Raw genomic sequence first — 21,971 nt, 5'->3', positions numbered from 1 at the left:
CGGGCCGCCGCCGCGTAAGTCACGCAGCGTAGGTCACGCCGCGTATACGCCCAACCGGCGCGGCTCCTCCACCACCGAGTAGTGCGATGCGTCGCCGGCGATGATCCGGCTGCTCTCGCCGTCGATGCTCACCGGGACGTCGCCGGCGAGCGTGATCCGGTGCAGTTCCCGCTTCTGCCCGCCGAAGTCGGCGATGCCGTAGTGCTGCGTGGCACGGTTGTCCCAGACCGCCACATCGCCGAGACTCCAATTCCACCGGAAGGTGTTCTCGAGCCGGGTGATTCGGTTCTGCAGCAGCTGGTACAGCGGACCGAACTCGGCGGGCTTGAGCGCCGGGAACTCCTTGACGAAATGCCCGAGCAGCAGACTCCGCTCCCCGGTCTCCGGATGCACCCGCACCACCGGATGGAGCGTCTCGTACGCGGCGCTCGTGAACTCGCGGTAGTGGTCGGCGCGACGGCGCGTCTCCTCGTCACCGCCGTCGTGTTCGGCGGTCACGTAGTCGTAGAAGTTGGTGTGCTTGGCCCACAGCCCGTCGACCAGCGCCCGCAGCGGCGCGGGCAGTTGCTCGTAGGCCGCCACGGTCGAGGCCCAGGTGGTGGCTCCGCCCCACGCCGGCAGCGTCACCGCGCGCAGGATGGACGCCTTCGGGACGCGGTCGACGAAGGAGACGTCCGTATGCCAGCTGTTGGCGGCGCCTTCGATCGTCAACAGCTGCGAACCGCGGGAGGTGACCGTGGGGTGCGGAAGAGTCGGATCGCCGAGCAGTTCGGCGAACGCGTACTGACCGTCGTCGTCGAGATGATGCTGGTCGGTGAAGACGACCACCTTGTTCGCGGCGAGGGCGAGGCGGATCGCCTCGACCTGTTCGGCGGGCAACTCCCCGCCCAGGCGCACTCCGCCGATTCTGGCGCCGATGTTCTCACCGAGTCGGTCGACCGTGATGCCTGCTTCGGAATAGATCTTTCGCGCGGCCTCTTCGCGGTCGGCGCGATTGGAGATGGACGTGACGGTCATAGCGAGATCCCTCTCGAAGAATGTGGTTGGAATGGTGTGAATTCATCACTGAATCGGCGAATGCCGATGCTTCGCCTGTGAGTGAGGAACTGATTGATGAGATACCGATTCGGTAATTCAATGAAATCAGTCGGCTCGATCTGCCGCGAGATATTCACTCACCCTGATCGAAAGGACGCAGAGCCTCAATCCGCGTGGTCGGCGGCGTGATCGTCGATCTCTCGCCGCACGTCTTCGGGGACCCGCACCGGGCCGGGCCGGTAGGTGACGGCCACCAGGGCGGGACCGGCACGGAAGACGCCGCGACGGCGGCGCAGCTGCGGGTCGACGGCGCCGCGTGCGTCGCGACCCACCGAGATCCCGGTCCACGGCGCCATTCCGACCAGTTGCACCGCATCGGGCAGGGACGCGACCACCGTCTCATCGCCTGAGGCCGAGGCGAGCACGGTGAAGTCCCACCTCACCCGCGGTGTCGCGGCCGCCCGGAGGGTGACGGTGTCCGTTCCGGGCGGCAGAGCACCGGTGACCCGCTGGATCCGGCCGTAGGAATTGAAGGTGAACGTCAGCCGCCCGTCCTCCACCGCCAGCAGGTAGCCGCCCTGCTGGTCGCCGTGCGCGACCAGCACCCCTTCGTCCTCGGCCGACCAGCCCCGCAGTTCGACGATCACGTCGAAGTCTCGGTAGGCGATGAGCCGACTCGACCGGTACCGTTCGAGCGTCGGCGTCCCGGCCAGGATCCGGACCGGCGATGCGTACCGGCGGTCCTCGGCCGGGCGTCGCCGCTGCGGTGCGTCCGCGGTGTCGAAGAGCGGGAACACCGTGTTGTGCCAGGCCGCGGCGTCCCATGCCCGCGCCAGTTCCGCCACGAGGTCGGGATGCTCCGCGGCCACGTCGTTCGTCTCCGCGGGGTCGGTGCGCACGTCGTACAGCTGCCAGCGGGGTGCGTCGACGTGGTCGGGGCGGTGGTCGTGCAGCGACAACAGCTTCCAGCCGTCACGATAGAAACCGCGATGGCCCCCGAACTCCGCGTACTGCTCGATGTGCGGCGAGGACGCCGCCGGGTCGCGGAGCACCTCGGCGATGCTGACGCCGTCCCGTTCCACCGCGGGCACGCCCTGACGTGTCGCGGGAGTCGGCACGCCGGCCAGCTCCAGCAGAGTCGGCGCGAGGTCGGTGACGTACGAGAACTGCCGCCGGACGCCGTTGTCTCCCTCGGTCCGCGGCAGCCCGCTCGGCCACGACATCACGAACGGCACCCGCACGCCGCCTGCGAAGGTCTGCCCCTTGTAGAAGCGGAAGGGGGTGTTGGACGCCTGGCCCCAGCCGCGCGGATAATGAACGCCGAGGTCGGCCGAGCCGATCAGCTCCTCGTCGTGCGGCACGTCGCGCTCCCAGTCATCGGGCACCGGACCGTGCACGAACTGGCTGAAGTACGACCGTGTTCCGGTGGCCCCGCCCTCTGCGGTGCCACCGTTGTCGGAGGTGAACACGATGATCGTGTCCTCGAGCTCACCGAGATCCTCGAGTAGGCCGATGAGCCGCCCGACGCTCTGGTCGACGCTGTCGACGAGCGCCGCGTACACCTCCTGGTAACGCTGGTAGCGGCGCTTCTCGTCGTCGTTCAAGTCGTCCCAGCACGGCGCGTCGTAGCCGGGTTCGGTGTTGCGCTCGGCGATCGGCGTGCCGGGGTCGAACAGACCGTCGGCGATCTGTCGCGCGAAGCGTTTGCGGCGCACCTCGTCCCAGCCTTCGGCGTACCTGCCGCGGTGACGAGCCAGGTCGTCGGCTTTCGCCTGGTGCGGTCCATGCATCGCGATGTGCGCGAAGTACAGGAAGAAGGGCTTGTCCGAGTCGTGTGCGCGCAACGCTGTGATCTGGTCGATCGCCCGGTCCGTGAGATCGTCGGTGACGTAGTACCCGTCGGGATACTCGTCGACGTCGACCACCGAGTTGTCGGCGATCAGCTGATTCGGGTTGAAGAACGAGTTCAAGCCCTCCAGCGAACCGTAGTAGCTGTCGAAGCCGCGCTGCAGGGGCCACGACTTCCGCGATCGCCCCGGGCTCATGTCGGCGTCCCGCACCAGATGCCACTTGCCGACAGCGAAGGTGGCGTACCCGGACTCCCGCAGTATCTCCGGCAGCGTGAGCACGTCGTCGGCCAGTTCCAGGCGCAGCCCGGGGAAGCCGGGGTCGGAGTTGGCGACGCTGCCGTAGCCCGCACGGTGCGGATTGACGCCGGTCAGCAGCGCCGCACGCGCCGGTGAGCACACCGGTGTGGTGTGGTAGTTGCTCAGCCGGAACCCGCTCCGCGCGAGCCGGTCGATGTTCGGCGTCGGGATCTCGGCGCCGAAGGGACCGACATCGGAGTATCCGAGATCGTCGACCAAGACCACGACGATGTTCGGCGCGCCGGCCGGCGGTTCGGGCTCGGGCGGCCACCACGGCGTCGACACCGAGGTGGTGCGGCCGACTGCGCCGCCGAAATCCTCGTAACCTCGCGCATGAGCGGGAATTGAATTGCCGTCGTTGCCGGACATCTGCCTGCTTCCTGTTCGCGTTATTCGCCGAATCAGCGTTTCGGCGCTTGCGCGAAGATGCCTCACTCTCCGATCTGTGGTCAAAGTTTAGATTCGGGCTGAACGCAACCGATTACATTCGGCCGCCACCCGCGAATGATTCCTCGAAGTCGCGCATTTCCGCGATCACCGTCCTCTTCGAGAAAGCAGACCTTCGCATGTTCCCGATTCCGCGCTCGCGAAAACCGTGGGTGCTCGCCCTGACCGTCGTCGTCGTGCTCGGCCTCGGTGGTTGCCGCAGCGCGGTCGAGGCGCAGCAGACCACCGCGACGTCCGGCCCCGTCGCGGCCGGCGGTGATCTGCGCGTGGGAGTACTCGGCGACCTCTCGCCCAAGACCTTCCTGCAGATCGGTACCGGCAGCGTCAACGGCCACGTTCTCGCGAACGTGTACGACACTCTGATCACCTACGACCACGCCACCCTCACGCCGCGGCCCTCACTGGCGACCTCGTGGAGCACGGCACCGGACGGCAAGACACTGACGCTGAATCTGCGCGAGCACGTCCGCTTCCACGACGGGCGCCCGTTCACCTCGACAGACGTTCGCGCGTCGCTCCAGGCGTACCTGGGCGGTCCGTGGACACCGCAGTTCAAGCGCACCGCGGCCGCCATCACCTCGTACGACGTCAGCGATCCCCACCGCATCGTGCTGACGTTCGCGCACCCCACGGGCAACGTCTTCGACCTGCTCGACTCCGCGCCCGTCCTCGACGGATCCAAGATCGATGAGCTCAAGGCCGGCAAGTCGTTCAACGGCACCGGCCCGTTCCGGTTCGACTCGTGGACGCCGAACTCCTCGGTGCGTCTGGTCCGCAACACCGGGTACTGGGGCGGGGCGGCGCCGCTCGACGCCGTCACCTTCGTCGAAGCCCGCGATCCCAAGTCGCTCTACACCCGGCTGCGCACCGGACAGCTCGACGTGGCCAGCGGACTGACCGACAGCGACCACCAGATCGCCACGCGCCGTTACGGCTTCAGCGACATTCAGCTCACCGGCGGCGAGTCCCAGGTGTATGTGGGCGTCAATGTGGCCAACCCAGCGCTCGGCGACCCCCGGGTGCGTCGCGCCATCGCCTACGCGGTCGACAGGGATCGGATCATCAAGGACGTCTATCGCGGCTCCGGATATCCGGTGAATCTGCCGTGGCCCCGGACCTCGCCCGCCTACGACGAGTCGGGCAACCGTACCTATCGCCGGGATCTCCAGCGGGCCCGCGACCTCCTGCGTGAGGCCGGGCCGGTCCCGCCGATCGACCTCGACTACACCACCGGCGGCTCGGACCGGATCGTTGCGGAGATCATCCAGTCGAACCTGCGCGAGGTCGGGATCACCGCGAATCTCGTTCCCAATGACCGGACCGTGCAGGCCACCAAACTGATCGGCGGTCAGTTCTCCGGGCTGTGGATACTGCAGCATGCCTTCGCACAGTTCACACCGTCGACGCTGGCGGTCTCGGCGTATCCGTTCAACGCAGCCAAGAACTCCTCGAACTACTCGAGCGCCGAGTACTCGTCGGCGGCCGACGCCGCCTGGAAGATCGCCGATCCGGCGTCTCCGCAGGCTCTGGACGCCTACCGCCGACTCGACCGTGTCTGGCTCGACGACCTCTTCCTGATCGAGATCGGTGTCGTCATCTCGAGCGTGACCGCGGCGCCGACGGTCCACGGCGTCGACTGGGACCGCCGCGACCAGCTCCATTTCGATCACACCAGCCTCGCCACCTCTGATCGGAGGTCCTGACCATGACCAGATATCTCATTCGCCGGATTCCGACGGCCGTCGTCGTTCTGCTGGCCGCCTCTCTGCTCGTGTTCGCCGTGCTCCGGCTCATCCCCGGAGGTCCGGAATCGGCTCTGGCGGGTCCCGACGCCGGGCCGGAGCAACTCGCCGCCATCCGTCATGACCTCGGACTCGACCGTGGTTTCTTCAGTCAGTACTGGGCATGGATCAGCGCCCTGGTCACCCTCGACTTCGGAACCAGCTACCAGGTGGGCGGCGACATCGGCGATCTGATCTCCTTCGGCCTCACCAACACCCTCGTGCTGACCGCGGCTGCGACCGCGGTGGCGGTGAGCCTCGGGCTGGCGTTGTCGCTGAGCGCCGTGATCTGGCGAGGACGGGTACTCAACGCGGTCCTCACCGGGATCAACGCGGTCGCGATAGCGTTGCCCACCTTCGTGGTCGGCACTGTCCTGATCGCCCTCTTCGGCATCCGCTGGCGAGTACTGCCCGCAGGCGGCACCCCGCCCAACGGACTCACCGACGACCTCGGGATCACCGCGCAGTATCTGCTGTTGCCCGCCCTCACCCTCGGGCTTCCCGCCGGGGCGATGCTGGCGCGGTTCCTCACCGAAGCCCTGCGGACCGAACTCGCACAGCCGTACGCCACCACTGCGATCGCCACCGGCGCGACCCGTCGTGATGTCGTCCTCAAGCACGCTCTGCGCAACGCGCTGCCGTCCACCGTCACCGCTTTCGGTCTGATCGTCGGCGCATTGCTCGGCGGGGCGGTGCTCGTCGAATCGATCTTCGGTTGGCCGGGGCTCGGGTTGCTCACCGAAGAGGGCATCTCCGCCCGCGACTACCCCCTCGTCCAGGTGCTCGTGCTCCTGTCGGTCACCGCGTTCGTGCTGATTCAGCTCGCCGCCGACGTCGTACACGCCTGGCTCGACCCTCGAATCCGACTGGCAGGTGCACAGTGACTCGTTCTTCCGACGCCCGACCATCCGACCCCAGGCCCGGGGTGCTGATACCGCAGCCACCATCCAGTTCGTCCGGCGAAGCCCTGCCCGTCGGTCCGGGACTGCTGCCGGAGGCACCCGCAGACCGTGACGAGACACGCGCGCGGCTGCCGCTCTACCGGAGCCTCCTACGCGGCTCCGGCCTCGTCGGGACCGTTCTCGTCCTCGCTGTCGTCGCCGCCGGGGTATTCGGTCCCCTTTTCCTCTCGCACGGCGCCGACCAGCAGATCGAGGGTGCGTATCTGCTTGCGCCCAGCGCCGATCACTGGTTCGGCACCGACGACGTGAACCGCGACGTCCTCGCACGCACGCTCGTCGGCATCCGCGTGGACCTGCTCATCATTCTCATCGCCGTCCCCATCGGTGCCGCCCTCGGCACGCTCGTCGGGCTTGTGTCGGTCACCGTGCCGCTCGCCGACAGCGTCGCGCAGCGCGTCTTCGACGTGATCCTCGCTTTCCCGGCGCTGATCCTCGGCATCGCGCTGGCCGCGATCCTGGGTCCCGGCGCGCTCACGGTCGGCATCGTCATCGCGGTCGCCGAGATCCCCGTCTTCGGCCGACTGGTGCGGACCTCGGTACTGCGAGTACGCGAGCAGCCGTATGTCGAAGCAGCGCGGGTCAGCGGCGCCGGGACCGGACGGATCCTGCTGCGGCATGTGCTGCCGAACTCGGTGGAGGCGCTCGGCGTGCAGTTCGCGCTGTCGCTGTCGCTCGGGGTCTTCATCGAAGGTGCGCTGGGCTATCTGGGGATCGGCGTCGTCCCACCGACTCCGTCGCTCGGCGGCCTCATCGCCGCCGGAAACAACTACCTGGAGACCAATCCGTGGTTCTCGCTCGGACCACTGTTCGTCATCTCCGCTCTCGTACTCGGGCTCTACCTGATCGCCCAGTCGATCTCGAACGACAGAAGGAACCTCCGATGACCGCCGCGTCCTCCCCCGCCGTACCCGTACCGTCCGTTCCTCCGGCCCTGGAAGTGACCGACCTGCACGTGCGGTTCGCCTATCCGCGTCCGGCGGTCTCCGGAATCAGCCTCCGCGTCGATCGCGGCGAAATCGTCGCTCTCGTAGGAGAATCCGGATCGGGCAAGACCATGACCGCACGGGCCGCGATCGGTCTCCTGCCCGACGGTGCGACGGCCACCGGTTCGGTTCGGGTCGACGGACGCGAGATTCTCGGTCTTCCGGAGAAGGACCTCGCTCGCCTTCGGGGCGACCGCGTGGCCATGGTCTTCCAGGAACCGCAGACCGCGCTGAACCCGGTCCAGACCATCGGCTGGCAGCTTCGCCAGGCGCTCACCCGGCACAGCGGTCTGTCCCGGGCGGCGGTGCGCGCCAGGACCGTGGAATTGCTCCGACTCGTCGACCTCCCTGAACCGGAGGTCCGTGTCGGCTATTACCCGCACCAGCTATCCGGCGGCCAGAAACAGCGTGTGGTCATCGCACTCGCGCTCGCCGGCGACCCGGCCCTGCTGCTCGCCGACGAGCCGACCACAGCCCTCGACGTCTCGGTGCAGCGAGAGATCCTCGAACTCCTCGTCCGTCTCCGCGAGCGCACGGGCGCAGGCATTCTGCTCATCACGCACAACCTCGGTGTCGTCGCCGAGATCGCTGACCGCGTAGTGGTGGTGCAACTCGGGGAGACGGTGGAGACCGGCGACGTGGGACGGATCTTCGCCGAGCCCTCCGCACCCTACACACGCCAGTTGCTGGCCGCCGTTCCGCGCTTGGACACCGCGTCGCGGGACAGCAGACGCCACGCCGCGCACGGACCGACGCCGGTCGTCGTGGTCGACGGCGTGACCGTCGAGCATCCGGGATCGTTCGGGTCGAACCCGCACGTCGCGCTGTCGGACGTGTCGCTGGTGGTCGAGTCCGGTGAGGTGGTCGGGGTGGTCGGCGAGTCCGGCTCCGGAAAGACGACCCTCGGGCGAGCCATCGGCGGCCTGCTACCCCTGGCCGGCGGTCGTATCCTGCTGGATGGCGACGATCTCGCCGAACTCTCCGGCAAGGACCTCCGAGCAGCGCGGCGCCGCATCGCCTTCGTTCCGCAAGACCCGACCGCCTCTCTCGACCCGCGCTTCACCGTCGCCGAGTCCATCCGTGAGCCGCTGGAGATCCAAAGGATCGGGGACCGCCGCTCACGCGCGGCTCGGGTCGCCGAACTGCTGTCGGCCGTGCAATTGCCGACCTCGTTCGCCTCTCGCCTGCCACACGAGTTGTCGGGTGGTCAGCGTCAGCGCGTCGCCCTCGCCCGTGCGCTCTCGACGGACCCCAAACTCCTCATCGCCGACGAGCCGACGAGCGCGCTGGACGTCTCCGTCCAGGCCCGCGTATTGGAGCTGTTCGCACAGTTGCAGGCCGACATCGGCTTCGCGGCACTGTTCATCAGCCACGACCTCGCTGTCGTCCGCCAGGTGTCCGACCGAGTCACCGTCCTCAAGTCCGGTCGCGTGGTCGAGTCCGGCAGTGCGACAAGGATCTTCGTTCAGCCCGCCACCGATTACACCCGCACTCTGGTGCACGCGGTCCCCGCCCCCGACCCCGAACGAGACCGCCTCGGCCGCGAGCTGCTGCCCGCAACCTCGTAGCCCAGATCGCGCCGCGGCCCCCGCACACGAACCCCGCCGTATCAACACAGTCCACACCTGCGGGAGGCCGATCGCCGTCCGCCCCCGAGGATCGTCGAGTAGGCGAGCGAGCGTAGCGAGCACGCCGTATCGAGACCACTCTGCCTCTGTGCAAAGTTGCGCCTCGCTCCGCTCGCTCAACCAGCCTAAGAGGGGTGCGCGCTCAACCAGCCTGCGGGAACCGCTCTCCGACCCCCGAGGTTTGTCGAGTAGGCGGGTGAGCGTAGCGAGCACGCCGTATCGAGACCACTCTGCCCGTCGTGTGGTGGTTTCGACTCGCTTCGCTCGCTCAACCAGCCTGAAGGGGGTGCTCGCTCGACCGGCCTGGAATCGCCGGCTCCCTCGAGGTTTGTCGAGTAGGCGGGTGAGCGTAGCGAGCACGGCGTATCGAGACCACTCTGCCCGTCGTGTGGTGGTTTCGACTCGCTTCGCTCGCTCAACCAGCCTGAAGCCAGTCTGAAGCGGGTGCGTTCGCGGTCCGTCAGGCGCGTCGTACCCCAGACACCACTCGCCGGCCGGGGACACGCCCCGGGAAATGGGTTGAGCCCCGATCAGACGGTGTCTGATCGGGGCTCAACAAGTTGTGTTCGGCGGTGTCCTACTCTCCCACACCCATTACAGTGCAGTACCATCGGCGCAGGTGGGCTTAGCTTCCGGGTTCGGAATGGGACCGGGCGTTTCCCCACCGCTATAGCCGCCGTAACAATATGAAACCATCCACACCACAATCTATAACCAGATCGTGGTTTGTGTGTTGTTTCAGAAGTACATAGTGGATGAACGAGCAAAACAAACTGTGCGTGTACGCAATCACCGAAACCGACTCACACAACCCATCCGTCGTGATTCGTTGAATCCGAAAAAAGAAATTGTTGGTGAGTGTTGTTGGTAAGTCCTCGGCCGATTAGTACCGGTCACCTGAACACATTACTGGGCGTACAGTTCCGGCCTATCAACCCCATCATCTGTAGGGGGCCTTACCCCACCCGAAGGTGGGTGAGAAACCTCATCTTGGAACAGGCTTCCCGCTTAGATGCTTTCAGCGGTTATCCCTTCCGAACGTAGCTAACCAGCAGTGCTCCTGGCGGAACAACTGGCACACCAGAGGTTCGTCCGTCCCGGTCCTCTCGTACTAGGGACAGGTTTCCTCAAGTTTCTACACGCGCGCGGCGGATAGAGACCGAACTGTCTCACGACGTTCTAAACCCAGCTCGCGTGCCGCTTTAATGGGCGAACAGCCCAACCCTTGGGACCTACTCCAGCCCCAGGATGCGACGAGCCGACATCGAGGTGCCAAACCATCCCGTCGATATGGACTCTTGGGGAAGATCAGCCTGTTATCCCCGGGGTACCTTTTATCCGTTGAGCGACACCGCTTCCACATGCCGGTGCCGGATCACTAGTCCCGACTTTCGTCCCTGCTCGACATGTACGTCTCACAGTCAAGCTCCCTTGTGCACTTACACTCAACACCTGATTGCCATCCAGGCTGAGGGAACCTTTGGGCGCCTCCGTTACACTTTAGGAGGCAACCGCCCCAGTTAAACTACCCACCAGGCACTGTCCCTGAACCCGATCAGGGTCCGAGGTTAGAAGCCCAATACGATCAGAGTGGTATTTCAACAACGACTCCACCCACACTAGCGTGCCAGCTTCACAGTCTCCCACCTATCCTACACAAACCGCACCGAACACCAATACCAAGCTATAGTGAAGGTCCCGGGGTCTTTTCGTCCTGCCGCGCGTAACGAGCATCTTTACTCGTACTGCAATTTCGCCGAGCCTGTGGTTGAGACAGCAGAGAAGTCGTTACGCCATTCGTGCAGGTCGGAACTTACCCGACAAGGAATTTCGCTACCTTAGGATGGTTATAGTTACCACCGCCGTTTACTGGGGCTTAAATTCTCAGCTTCACCACCCCGAAAGATGATTAACCGGTCCTCTTAACCTTCCAGCACCGGGCAGGCGTCAGTCCGTATACATCGTCTTACGACTTCGCACGGACCTGTGTTTTTAGTAAACAGTCGCTTCTCTCTGGTCTCTGCGACCACCACCAGCTCAGAGTGCAAGACCCATCACCGGTCGTGGTCCCCCTTCTCCCGAAGTTACGGGGGCAATTTGCCGAGTTCCTTAACCACAGTTCACTCGATCGCCTTAGTATTCTCTACCTGACCACCTGTGTCGGTTTGGGGTACGGGCCGTGTACCAACTCACTAGAGGCTTTTCTCGACAGCATAGGATCACCGAATTCACCACAACGGCTACGCATCACCTCTCAGGCTCAAAAAGACACGGATTTGCCTATGTCTCACCCTACAGGCTTACACCAACTATTCCACCAGTTGGCCCGGCTACCTTCCTGCGTCACCCCATCGCTTGACTACTACACCCAAGGTCCCACGCAGCCACCATCAGAGAAATCCGAAGAAATCAACGACAGCTTTTGGATGGTTAGTACAGATGATTCATCACTGGGCGCGGATACACGGGTACGGGAATATCAACCCGTTGTCCATCGACTACGCCTGTCGGCCTCGCCTTAGGTCCCGACTCACCCTGGGCGGATTAACCTGGCCCAGGAACCCTTGGTCATCCGGCGGACAAGTTTCTCACTTGTCTTTCGCTACTCATGCCTGCATTCTCACTCCCACACCCTCCACAACTGGATCACTCCGCTGCTTCCACGGATGCAGGACGCTCCCCTACCCACCCACACCACTACACACCCACCCGCAGGCAGGCATGGATGAAATGTGTGAGTGCCGCGGCTTCGGCGGTGTACTTGAGCCCCGCTAAATTGTCGGCGCAGAATCACTTGACCAGTGAGCTATTACGCACTCTTTCAAGGGTGGCTGCTTCTAAGCCAACCTCCTGGTTGTCTCAGCGACCCCACATCCTTTTCCACTTAGTACACGCTTAGGGGCCTTAGCCGGCGATCTGGGCTGTTTCCCTCTCGACTACGAAGCTTATCCCCCGCAGTCTCACTGCCACGCTCTCACTTACCGGCATTCGGAGTTTGGCTGACGTCAGTAACCTGATAGGGCCCATCGGCCATCCAGTAGCTCTACCTCCAGTAAGAAACACGCAACGCTGCACCTAAATGCATTTCGGGGAGAACCAGCTATCACGGAGTTTGATTGGCCTTTCACCCCTACCCACAACTCATCCCCTCCATTTTCAACTGAAGTGGGTTCGGGCCTCCACAACCTCTTACAGCTGCTTCACCCTGGCCATGGGTAGATCACTCCGCTTCGGGTCTAGACCCAGCGACTCAACACGCCCTATTCAGACTCGCTTTCGCTACGGCTACCCCACACGGGTTAACCTCGCCACTGAGCACTAACTCGCAGGCTCATTCTTCAAAAGGCACGCCATCACCCACCACCCCGAAAGGGTGCGCAGGCTCTGACGGATTGTAAGCGTCCGGTTTCAGGTACTATTTCACTCCCCTCCCGGGGTACTTTTCACCTTTCCCTCACGGTACTAGTCCGCTATCGGTCACCAGAAAGTATTTAGGCTTACCGGGTGGTCCCGGCAGATTCACAGCAGATTCCACGAGCCCGCTGCTACTTGGGAACAATCGAAGCCAGTCAACACGCTTTCAGCTACGGGACTCTCACCCACTACGGCAGACCATTCCAGGCCACTTCACCTAACATGTCGATTTATCACTGACCCACCGCACGGCAGCACGATGAACGATCACCCCACAACCCCACACGCACAACCCCTGCCGAGTATCACATACGCATGGTTTAGCCTCCTCCGCTTTCGCTCGCCACTACTCACGGAATCACACTTGTTTTCTCTTCCTGTGGGTACTGAGATGTTTCACTTCCCCACGTTCCCTCCACACCCGCTATACATTCACGAGTGGGTAACACCACATCACTGGTGCTGGGTTTCCCCATTCGGACACCCTCGGATCACAGCTCGTTTGACAACTCCCCGAGGACTATCGCGGCCTACCACGTCCTTCATCGGCTCCTGGTACCAAGGCATCCACCGAACGCCCTCAAACACTTACAACAACACCCACAAACACACCCCACACACCAAACAGTGCCCGAGGCGCGAATGCGGACAACAAACAAAAACAACGATCACAACACGCGATCGCACAAACCAGAATCGAAATTGCAGAACACACAAACCCAACAACAAATGCTGCCGGGCTAGATGCTCGCATCCACTATGCACTTCTCAAACAACACACACCCACCACCCCCAACACCCCACAAGACTCCGGGGCGGAAAACAGTGAGCACCAAGACAACCCGCGCAGAACGCGTGTTCCCTCAGAACCCCGATAGTGTGCTTCGTCCACAACCGCAATCACTCACGGTCGACCACCACCACCCCGCAACCATAGAAGTCACGAGCCGGCAAAAATGTTTGATGGTTTCTTGTGTTTCACCCATGAACAAACACCGACCCGATACACATTCGGCACCAGCATCGACGTGTTGTTTGCTCCTTAGAAAGGAGGTGATCCAGCCGCACCTTCCGGTACGGCTACCTTGTTACGACTTCGTCCCAATCGCCGATCCCACCTTCGACAGCTCCCTCCACAAGGGTTAGGCCACCGGCTTCGGGTGTTACCGACTTTCATGACGTGACGGGCGGTGTGTACAAGGCCCGGGAACGTATTCACCGCAGCGTTGCTGATCTGCGATTACTAGCGACTCCGACTTCATGGGGTCGAGTTGCAGACCCCAATCCGAACTGAGACGCGCTTTAAGGGATTCGCTCCACCTCACGGTCTCGCAGCCCTCTGTACGCGCCATTGTAGCATGTGTGAAGCCCTGGACATAAGGGGCATGATGACTTGACGTCATCCCCACCTTCCTCCGAGTTGACCCCGGCAGTCTCCTGCAAGTCCCCGGCATAACCCGCTGGCAATACAGGACAAGGGTTGCGCTCGTTGCGGGACTTAACCCAACATCTCACGACACGAGCTGACGACAGCCATGCACCACCTGTACACCAACCACAAGGGGGGCCGTATCTCTACGGCTTTCTGGTGTATGTCAAACCCAGGTAAGGTTCTTCGCGTTGCATCGAATTAATCCACATGCTCCGCCGCTTGTGCGGGCCCCCGTCAATTCCTTTGAGTTTTAGCCTTGCGGCCGTACTCCCCAGGCGGGGTACTTAATGCGTTAGCTACGGCACGGAACTCGTGAAATGAGCCCCACACCTAGTACCCACCGTTTACGGCGTGGACTACCAGGGTATCTAATCCTGTTCGCTCCCCACGCTTTCGCTCCTCAGCGTCAGTTACTACCCAGAGACCCGCCTTCGCCACCGGTGTTCCTCCTGATATCTGCGCATTTCACCGCTACACCAGGAATTCCAGTCTCCCCTGTAGTACTCAAGTCTGCCCGTATCGCCTGCACGCCTGCAATTGAGTTGCAGAATTTCACAGACGACGCGACAAACCGCCTACGAGCTCTTTACGCCCAGTAATTCCGGACAACGCTCGCACCCTACGTATTACCGCGGCTGCTGGCACGTAGTTGGCCGGTGCTTCTTCTCCAGGTACCGTCACTTACGCTTCGTCCCTAGCGAAAGAGGTTTACAACCCGAAGGCCGTCATCCCTCACGCGGCGTCGCTGCATCAGGCTTGCGCCCATTGTGCAATATTCCCCACTGCTGCCTCCCGTAGGAGTCTGGGCCGTGTCTCAGTCCCAGTGTGGCCGATCACCCTCTCAGGTCGGCTACCCGTCGTCGCCTTGGTAGGCCATTACCCCACCAACAAGCTGATAGGCCGCGGGCCCATCCTGAACCGCAAAAGCTTTCCACCACCAACCATGCAATCAGTGGTCCTATCCGGTATTAGACCCAGTTTCCCAGGCTTATCCCAGAGTCCAGGGCAGATCACCCACGTGTTACTCACCCGTTCGCCACTCGAGTACCCAGCAAGCTGGGCCTTTCCGTTCGACTTGCATGTGTTAAGCACGCCGCCAGCGTTCGTCCTGAGCCAGGATCAAACTCTCCAACAAAAAATGCAGAAACCACAAGATTTCAACACAAAGCCAGAAAACAGAACCTGACCAAATCCAAAAAACTGACATGGTAAAAAAATTCATCCAAAACACTCACCAACCCCCAAAAGGGCCGGCAAGCACAATCTGTCCAAAAATCTCCCACGCCACAAAACAAAAAAATTAGTGGCACAAGAAATCCAAAACACACTATCGAGTTCTCAAAGAACACACACCCACCAGAACCAACCCCCACAAACAAGGGCCGAACACCAGCAGACATCTGCAATTATCTGTCAGCCACCCCGTCTCCGGAGCAACCTCACCAGCCTAACACAATCCTCCAGACACCCGCCAATCAGTGATCCCTCACAGGACTCACTGAATAGTCGAAGCTTTCGGACCCGATTCGGCCGACCCCGCACAAGAACACCGCGACCGAAATCGCGGCGATCAGAGTAAGGGGACGTCTTCGCGGCCTCGCCGCTCTGACTCCGAATAAGTTACGCACAGATGGACGTGAGGTCAAATCGGCGCAGGTGTGACCTGCGACAAGTTCTTGGCGCAGTGGTGGTGGGAACGGCGCAGGGCGGCCCGGCTTTCGGCCGGACCGCCCTGTGGGGGTGTTTTGGTCGGGGATCTCGATGCGCTCCCCCGCTTCGCTCCTCCGCTTACTCGATGAGCCTGGGAGAGGTTCGATGAGAGTGGGGAAGCTCGACGATTCCTGACCGGCCCCGCGTCGCTACCGCTGCGCGACCGTCGTCGGGAGGATCGGCGACGGGAGCTGGGTGGAACCCATCAGGTACGCGTCGGCGCCGGCGGCGGCGGACCGTCCCTCGGCGATCGCCCAGACGATCAGCGACTGTCCGCGTCCGGCATCGCCCGCGACGAACACGCCGGGGAGTCCGACCGCACCGAAATCGCCTCCGCGGGCCACATTGCCTCGAGCGTCGTAGGTGGCTCCGAGCTTGTCGAGCAGATCGCCGCGCTCCGGGCCGACGAAGCCCATCGCGAGCAGCACCAGGTCCGCCTTCAATTCGAAGTCCGTGCCCTCCACCTTCTCGAAGCGGCCGCCGGTCATCTTGACCTCGTGGGCCTTGAGCGCGGTGACCTTGCCGTTCTCTCCGACGAACTCCTCGGTGTTCACGCTGTACACGCGCTCGCCGCCCTCTTCGTGAGCGGACGAGACCCGGTACATCAGCGGGTACGTCGGCCACGGAGTCGATTCGGCACGCTCGATCGGCGGCTTGGGCATGATCTCGAACTGGTGCACCTGCGCGGCACCCTGGCGCAGCGAGGTGCCGAGGCAGTCCGCGCCGGTGTCGCCGCCGCCGATGATCACGACGTGCTTGCCCTCCGCCGTGATCTGGCCGTCCACCACGTCACCGTGCTGGACGCGGTTGGCCTGCGGCAGGAACTCCATCGCCTGATGGATGCCGTCGAGCTCGCGTCCCGGAATCGGGAGGTCACGGCCGATGGTGGAACCGTTGGCCAGGACCACCGCATCGAAGTCGCCGCGGAGTTGCTCCACCGTGACGTCGACACCGACGTTGACTCCGGTGCGGAAGACGGTGCCTTCGGCCTCCATCTGCTCGAGCCGGCGGTCGATGAACCGCTTCTCCATCTTGAACTCGGGAATCCCGTATCGGAGGAGACCGCCGATCCGGTCCGCGCGCTCGAAGACGGTCACATCGTGGCCGGCACGCGTGAGTTGCTGTGCGGCCGCCAGTCCGGCGGGTCCCGAACCGACCACGGCCACCTTCTTGCCCGTGCGCTGCGTGGGGATCACCGGAGTCACCGTCCCGTCGCCCCAGGCCTTCTCGATCAACTCCACCTCGACCTGCTTGATGGTCACGGCGGGCTGATTGATGCCCAGCACGCACGACGCCTCGCAGGGCGCCGGACACAGCCGCCCGGTGAACTCCGGGAAGTTGTTGGTGGCGTGGAGTCGGTCCATGCCTGCGTCCCACTGGTCGCGGTACACCAGATCGTTCCACTCGGGGATCAGGTTACCGAGCGGGCATCCGTTGTGGCAGAACGGAATTCCGCAGTCCATACAGCGGCTCGCCTGCGTCTGCAGGGTGCCCTTGTCGAACTCGGTGTACACCTCTTTCCAGTCGAGCAGCCGCAGTTCGACGGGCCGGCGGACCGGCGTCTCCCGCTCGGGGTGCTTGAGAAAACCTCTCGGATCAGCCACGTGCCGCCTCCATGATCGCTTCGTTCACATCTCGTCCGGAGCGCTCGGCGGCGTCGATGGCGACGAGCACCTTCTTGTAATCGCGGGGCATCACCTTCACGAAGTGCCCGCGGGCGACGTCCCAGTCGTCGAGGATCGCCGCGGCGACCGGCGAACCGGTCTCGTCGCGATGCTCGGTGAGCAGGCCCGACAGCACGGTCAGATCGTCGGCGTCGAGCTCTTCGAGCTCCACCAGTTCGGTGTTCAGGTCGGCCTCGAACTCACCGTGCGGGTTGTAAACGTATGCGACGCCGCCGGACATGCCCGCCGCGAAGTTCCGTCCGGTACGTCCCAGAATCACGGCGGTACCGCCGGTCATGTACTCGCATCCGTGGTCGCCGACGCCTTCGACGACCGCCTGGACACCCGAGTTGCGGACACAGAACCGCTCGCCGACCACACCGCGCAGGAAGATCTTGCCCGCCGTGCCGCCGAATGCGATCACGTTGCCGCCGATGATGTTGTCCTCGGCCACGAATTCGGCGGGCGCGGTGCGCGGCGGCCGAACGACGATCTTGCCGCCCGAGAGCCCCTTGCCGACGAAGTCGTTCGCGTCGCCCTCGATGCGCATGGTGATACCGCGCGGGACGAAGGCGCCGAAGCTGTTGCCCGCCGAACCGGTGAAGTCGATGGAGATCGTCCCCTCCGGCAGTCCCTGGGCACCGTAGGCCTTGGTGACCTCGTGGCCCAGCATGGTTCCGACCGTCCGGTTCACGTTGCTGATCGGGGACGCCAGCGTGACGCGGGTGCCGGACTCGATCGCGGCCCGGGCCTTCTCGATCAACTCGTTGTCGAGGGCTTTGTCCAAGCCGTGGTCCTGCGTGCCGGAGCAGTACAGGTCCTGGTTCATGAACGGAGACTCGGGCATCGTCAGAATCGGCGTCAGGTCGAGCTTGCCGGCCTTGTGGTTCTTCCAGTGCTCGAGCGCCTTGCGCGTGTCGAGCGCCTCGAACCGTCCGACGGCCTCCTGCAGGGTGCGGAAGCCCAGGCGCGCGAGCAGTTCGCGCACCTCCTCGGCGACGTAGAGCATGAAGTTCTCGACGAACTCCGGCTTGCCGGAGAACCGCTCACGCAGCAGCGGGTTCTGCGTGGCGACGCCCACCGGGCAGGTGTCGAGGTGGCACACGCGCATCATGATGCAGCCCGAGACCACCAGCGGAGCGGTCGCGAAACCGAACTCCTCGCCACCGAGCAGGGCGGCGATCATCACGTCACGGCCCGTCTTCAGCTGACCGTCGACCTGCACCACGATGCGGTCGCGCAGACCGTTGAGCAGCAGTGTCTGCTGGGTCTCGGCCAAGCCGATCTCCCACGGGGCGCCGGCGTGCTTCAGCGAGGTCAGCGGGCTCGCACCGGTGCCGCCGTCGTGTCCGGAGATCAGGACGACGTCCGCGTGCGCCTTGGAGACGCCCGCGGCGACGGTGCCGACACCCAGTTCCGACACCAGCTTCACGTGGATCCGCGCCTGCGGATTCGCGTTCTTCAAGTCGTGGATCAGCTGAGCGAGATCCTCGATCGAGTAGATGTCGTGGTGCGGCGGCGGCGAGATGAGGCCGACGCCGGGCGTGCTGCCGCGCACCTCGGCGACCCACGGGTACACCTTGTGCGGAGGCAGCTGGCCGCCCTCGCCTGGCTTGGCGCCCTGCGCCATCTTGATCTGGATGTCGGTGCAATTGCTCAGGTAATGGCTGGTGACACCGAAGCGGCCGGAGGCGACCTGCTTGATCGCACTGCGGCGCCAGTCGCCGTTCTCGTCGTGGACGAAGCGGCGCGGGTCCTCGCCGCCCTCACCCGAGTTCGACCGGCCACCCAGACGGTTCATCGCGATCGCGAGCGTCTCGTGCGCCTCCGCCGAGATGGAGCCGTAGCTCATCGCGCCCGTCGAGAAACGCTTGACGATCTCGCTGGCCGGCTCCACCTTGTCGATCGGGATCGGGTCGCGGTCGCCGAAGTTGAAGTCGAACAGACCGCGCAGTGTGCCCAGCTTGGCGGCCTGGTCGTCGACCAGCTTGGTGTACTCCTTGAACACCGAGTACTGACCGGTGCGGGTGGAGTGCTGAAGCTTGAACACCGTGTCCGGGTTGAACAGGTGGTACTCGCCCTCGCGGCGCCACTGGTACTCGCCACCGACCTCGAGTTCGCGATGAGCGCGCTCGGCGGGACGCTTGGTGAACGCGAGAGCGTGACGCTGGGCCACCTCGTCGGCGATCTCGTCGAGCCCGATGCCGTCGAGCTGGCTGTTCAGACCCGTGAAGAACTCGTCCACGACCTCCTGCCCCAAGCCGATGACCTGGAACAGCTGAGCGCCGGTGTACGACGGCACCGTCGAGATGCCCATCTTGCTCATCACCTTCAGGACGCCCTTGCCCGCCGCCTTGATGTAGTTGGCGCGCGCGACGGCGAAGGTGGCCTCGTGGCTCATGTCCTCGGTCCCCGGGACGTCGAGGCTGCCCGACTCGAGCATGTCCTCGATGGTCTCGAAGGCCATGTAGGGGTTGATGCCGCTGGCGCCGAAGCCGACGAGCAGCGCCATGTGGTGCACCTCGCGGGCGTCGCCCGACTCGATGATGAGGCTGGCCCGGGTCCGGGTCCGCTCACGCACCATGTGGTGATGAACCGCCGCGGTCAGCAGCAGCGACGGGATCGGCGCGAGGGTCTCGTCCGACTCGCGGTCGGAGAGCACGATGATGCGGGCGCCGTCGGCGATGGCCGCCGACACCTCGTTGCGGACTCCGTCGAGTGCCCGACGCAGACCTTCACCGCCCTCGGCGACCGGGTACAGACCGTGGATGTGCACGGAGGGGAAGCCGGTGGCCGGGTCGATCTCCACGAGCCGCGCCAGATCGTCGTTGTCGAGGATCGGCTGGCTCAGCACGATCTGCTTGGCCGAACCCGCGGCCGGGTTCAGCAGATCGCGCTCACCGCCGATGCGGCCGCCGAGGCTGGTGACCACCTCCTCGCGGATGGCGTCGAGCGGCGGGTTCGTGACCTGGGCGAACAGCTGCTGGAAGTAGTCGAAGAGCATCCGCGGCCGGTTCGACAGGACGGCGACCGGGGTGTCGGTGCCCATCGAGCCCAGCGCCTCGCCGCCCGTCGCGGCCATCGGCGAGATGAGCAGCTTCAGATCCTCGGTGGTGTAGCCGAACATCTGCTGACGCAGCGTCACGCGATCGTGCGCCATGTGCTTGTGCGGCGGCGCGGGCAGGTCGGACAGTGCGACCTGGTTGGCGTCGAGCCACTCCTGGTACGGCTGCTCGCCGGCCAGCGAGTCCTTGATCTCCTCGTCGGCGACGATGCGGCCCTGCGCGGTGTCGACCAGGAACATCTTTCCGGGCTGGAGTCGCTGCTTGGCGACCACATCGGCGGGGTCGATGTCGAGGACGCCGACCTCCGACCCCAGAACCACGAGCCCGTCCTTGGTGACCCAGATGCGGGACGGACGCAGTCCGTTCCGGTCCAGGACGGCGCCGATGACAGTGCCGTCGGTGAAGCAGACCGACGCCGGTCCGTCCCATGCCTCCATCAGTGCCGAGTGGTACTCGTAGAACGCCCGATGCTCGGGCTTCATGTCCTCGCTGCGCTCCCAGGCCTCCGGGACCATCATCAGCACTGCGTGCGGCAGGGTGCGTCCGCCCAGGTGCAGCAGCTCGAGGACCTCGTCGAACCGTGCGGTGTCCGACGCGCCGGGAGTGCAGACCGGGAACACCTTGTCGAGGCTGTCGCCGAAGACGTCGGTCTTGATGAGCGACTCGCGGGCGCGCATCCAGTTCTCGTTACCGCTGACGGTGTTGATCTCGCCGTTGTGCGCGACTCGGCGGAACGGGTGGGCGAGAGGCCACGACGGGAAGGTGTTCGTCGAGAAGCGGCTGTGGACCATGCCGAGCGCGCTCTCCACACGCTCGTCCTGCAGGTCCAGGTAGAAGTCGCGCAGCTGAGGCGTGGTCAGCATGCCCTTGTAGACGAACGTCTGCCCAGACAGGCTCGGGAAGTAGACGGTGTCGCGGCCGGGGCCGTCCTGGCCGGCGCCCTTCTCGCCGAGCTCGTACTGGACGCGCTTGCGGACCACGTAGGCCTTGCGCTCGAGTTCCATGATCTCCGCGCTGGACGGTGTGCGCCCGCTCGCCTCGCTCCCGGCGAGCGCGAGGAAGACCTGCCGGAAGGTCGGCATCGCATCGCGCGCCAGTGCGCCGAGCGAGCTCTCGTCCACCGGCACGTCGCGCCATCCGAGGAGAGTGAGCCCCTCCGCGGCGATGATCTCCTCGACGCCCTCGACCGCCTCGGCGGCGTCGCCGGCCGACTGGGGCAGGAAGGCGATGCCGGTGGCGTACGAGCCCTCGGCGGGGAGGTCGAAGTCCACCACCTCGCGCAGGAAGCGGTCGGGGACCTGAATCATGATGCCCGCGCCGTCGCCCGTGTTGGGCTCGGCACCGGCCGCACCGCGATGCTCGAGGTTCACCAGGGCGGTGATGGCCTTCTCGACGATGTCGCGGCTGCGGCGACCGTGCATGTCGACGACGAACGCGACGCCGCACGCGTCATGCTCGTTGATCGGATCGTAGAGCCCGACGGGCCCCGGCAAGTGCTTCATGAATCTGCCTACTCCGCACGCGACGCTGCGTACTGATACGTACTGGAGAGAGTCCCGGGTCAGAGGTCAGTGCGAACCAGCGCACCGCCCGGGGATTCAGCTTCATTGCTGGCCCGCTCAGGTCGCAGGGGGTGACCCCTCGACGCAAAGCGCAGTACTTCAAGTATTCCACTCGGGCCCGGCTGAGGCAAAAAGTGG

Annotated in this window: 8 protein-coding genes and 3 rRNA genes; 4 read left to right on the top strand and 7 right to left on the bottom strand. The window is 64.3% G+C overall.

What is annotated here, in order from left to right; all coding sequences use genetic code 11:
* Positions 1-33: 33 nt before the first annotated feature.
* Together P5P27_RS19735 and P5P27_RS19730 are read right to left on the bottom strand one after the other, a co-directional pair.
* Positions 34-1,017 (bottom strand): TauD/TfdA dioxygenase family protein, encoded by a 984-nt coding sequence (locus P5P27_RS19735; RefSeq protein WP_278125700.1) that lies wholly within the window; start codon positions 1,015-1,017, stop codon positions 34-36.
* A 185-nt stretch (positions 1,018-1,202) separates the two neighbouring features.
* Positions 1,203-3,554 carry an arylsulfatase gene (locus P5P27_RS19730; RefSeq protein ID WP_278125698.1) on the bottom strand — a complete coding sequence of 784 codons (2,352 nt, stop codon included), beginning with the start codon at positions 3,552-3,554 and terminating at the stop codon, positions 1,203-1,205.
* Positions 3,555-3,751: 197 nt separating this feature from the next.
* Here P5P27_RS19730 and P5P27_RS19725 point away from each other — a divergent pair, with 197 nt between their 5' ends.
* Genes P5P27_RS19725 through P5P27_RS19710 form a run of 4 tightly spaced genes read left to right on the top strand, consistent with a single transcriptional unit; the run spans position 3,752 to position 8,926 of the window.
* Positions 3,752-5,335 carry an ABC transporter substrate-binding protein gene (locus P5P27_RS19725; RefSeq protein ID WP_062367815.1) on the top strand — a complete coding sequence of 528 codons (1,584 nt, stop codon included), beginning with the start codon at positions 3,752-3,754 and terminating at the stop codon, positions 5,333-5,335.
* A 2-nt stretch (positions 5,336-5,337) separates the two neighbouring features.
* Positions 5,338-6,297 carry an ABC transporter permease gene (locus tag P5P27_RS19720; protein ID WP_006898115.1) on the top strand — a complete coding sequence of 320 codons (960 nt, stop codon included), beginning with the start codon at positions 5,338-5,340 and terminating at the stop codon, positions 6,295-6,297.
* A 41-nt stretch (positions 6,298-6,338) separates the two neighbouring features.
* Positions 6,339-7,259, top strand: a complete 921-nt coding sequence (locus P5P27_RS19715; RefSeq protein ID WP_006898116.1) for an ABC transporter permease — start codon at positions 6,339-6,341, stop codon at positions 7,257-7,259.
* Entirely contained in the window at positions 7,256-8,926 is a 1,671-nt protein-coding gene (locus P5P27_RS19710; protein WP_222111367.1) for a dipeptide ABC transporter ATP-binding protein, read from the top strand. Before P5P27_RS19715 ends, P5P27_RS19710 begins: the two co-directional genes overlap by 4 nt.
* Positions 8,927-9,550: 624 nt before the next feature.
* Here P5P27_RS19710 and rrf read toward each other — a convergent pair.
* The 5 genes from rrf to gltB form a co-directional block, all read right to left on the bottom strand.
* Positions 9,551-9,667 (bottom strand): 5S ribosomal RNA (gene rrf, locus P5P27_RS19705).
* Positions 9,668-9,849: 182 nt separating this feature from the next.
* Positions 9,850-12,994 (bottom strand): 23S ribosomal RNA (locus P5P27_RS19700).
* Between the two features lie 452 nt (positions 12,995-13,446).
* Positions 13,447-14,967: ribosomal RNA gene (locus P5P27_RS19695) — 16S ribosomal RNA — on the bottom strand.
* Together the 16S, 23S and 5S rRNA genes form the textbook arrangement of a ribosomal RNA operon.
* Positions 14,968-15,691: 724 nt before the next feature.
* Complete coding sequence (locus tag P5P27_RS19690; protein WP_006897966.1) at positions 15,692-17,146, bottom strand: glutamate synthase subunit beta; 1,455 nt, start codon at positions 17,144-17,146, stop codon at positions 15,692-15,694.
* On the bottom strand, positions 17,139-21,773 hold the full coding sequence (gene gltB / locus P5P27_RS19685) for a glutamate synthase large subunit (RefSeq protein WP_278125691.1): 4,635 nt from the start codon (positions 21,771-21,773) through the stop codon (positions 17,139-17,141). The genes P5P27_RS19690 and gltB overlap by 8 nt, the downstream gene beginning before the upstream one ends.
* Positions 21,774-21,971 lie beyond the last annotated feature (198 nt).

The organism is Gordonia sihwensis (assembly GCF_029632925.1).
GTDB classification, from domain to species: domain Bacteria; phylum Actinomycetota; class Actinomycetes; order Mycobacteriales; family Mycobacteriaceae; genus Gordonia; species Gordonia sihwensis.
Note: the sequence above shows the minus strand (reverse complement) of the source record. Positions and strands in the feature narration are given on the sequence as shown.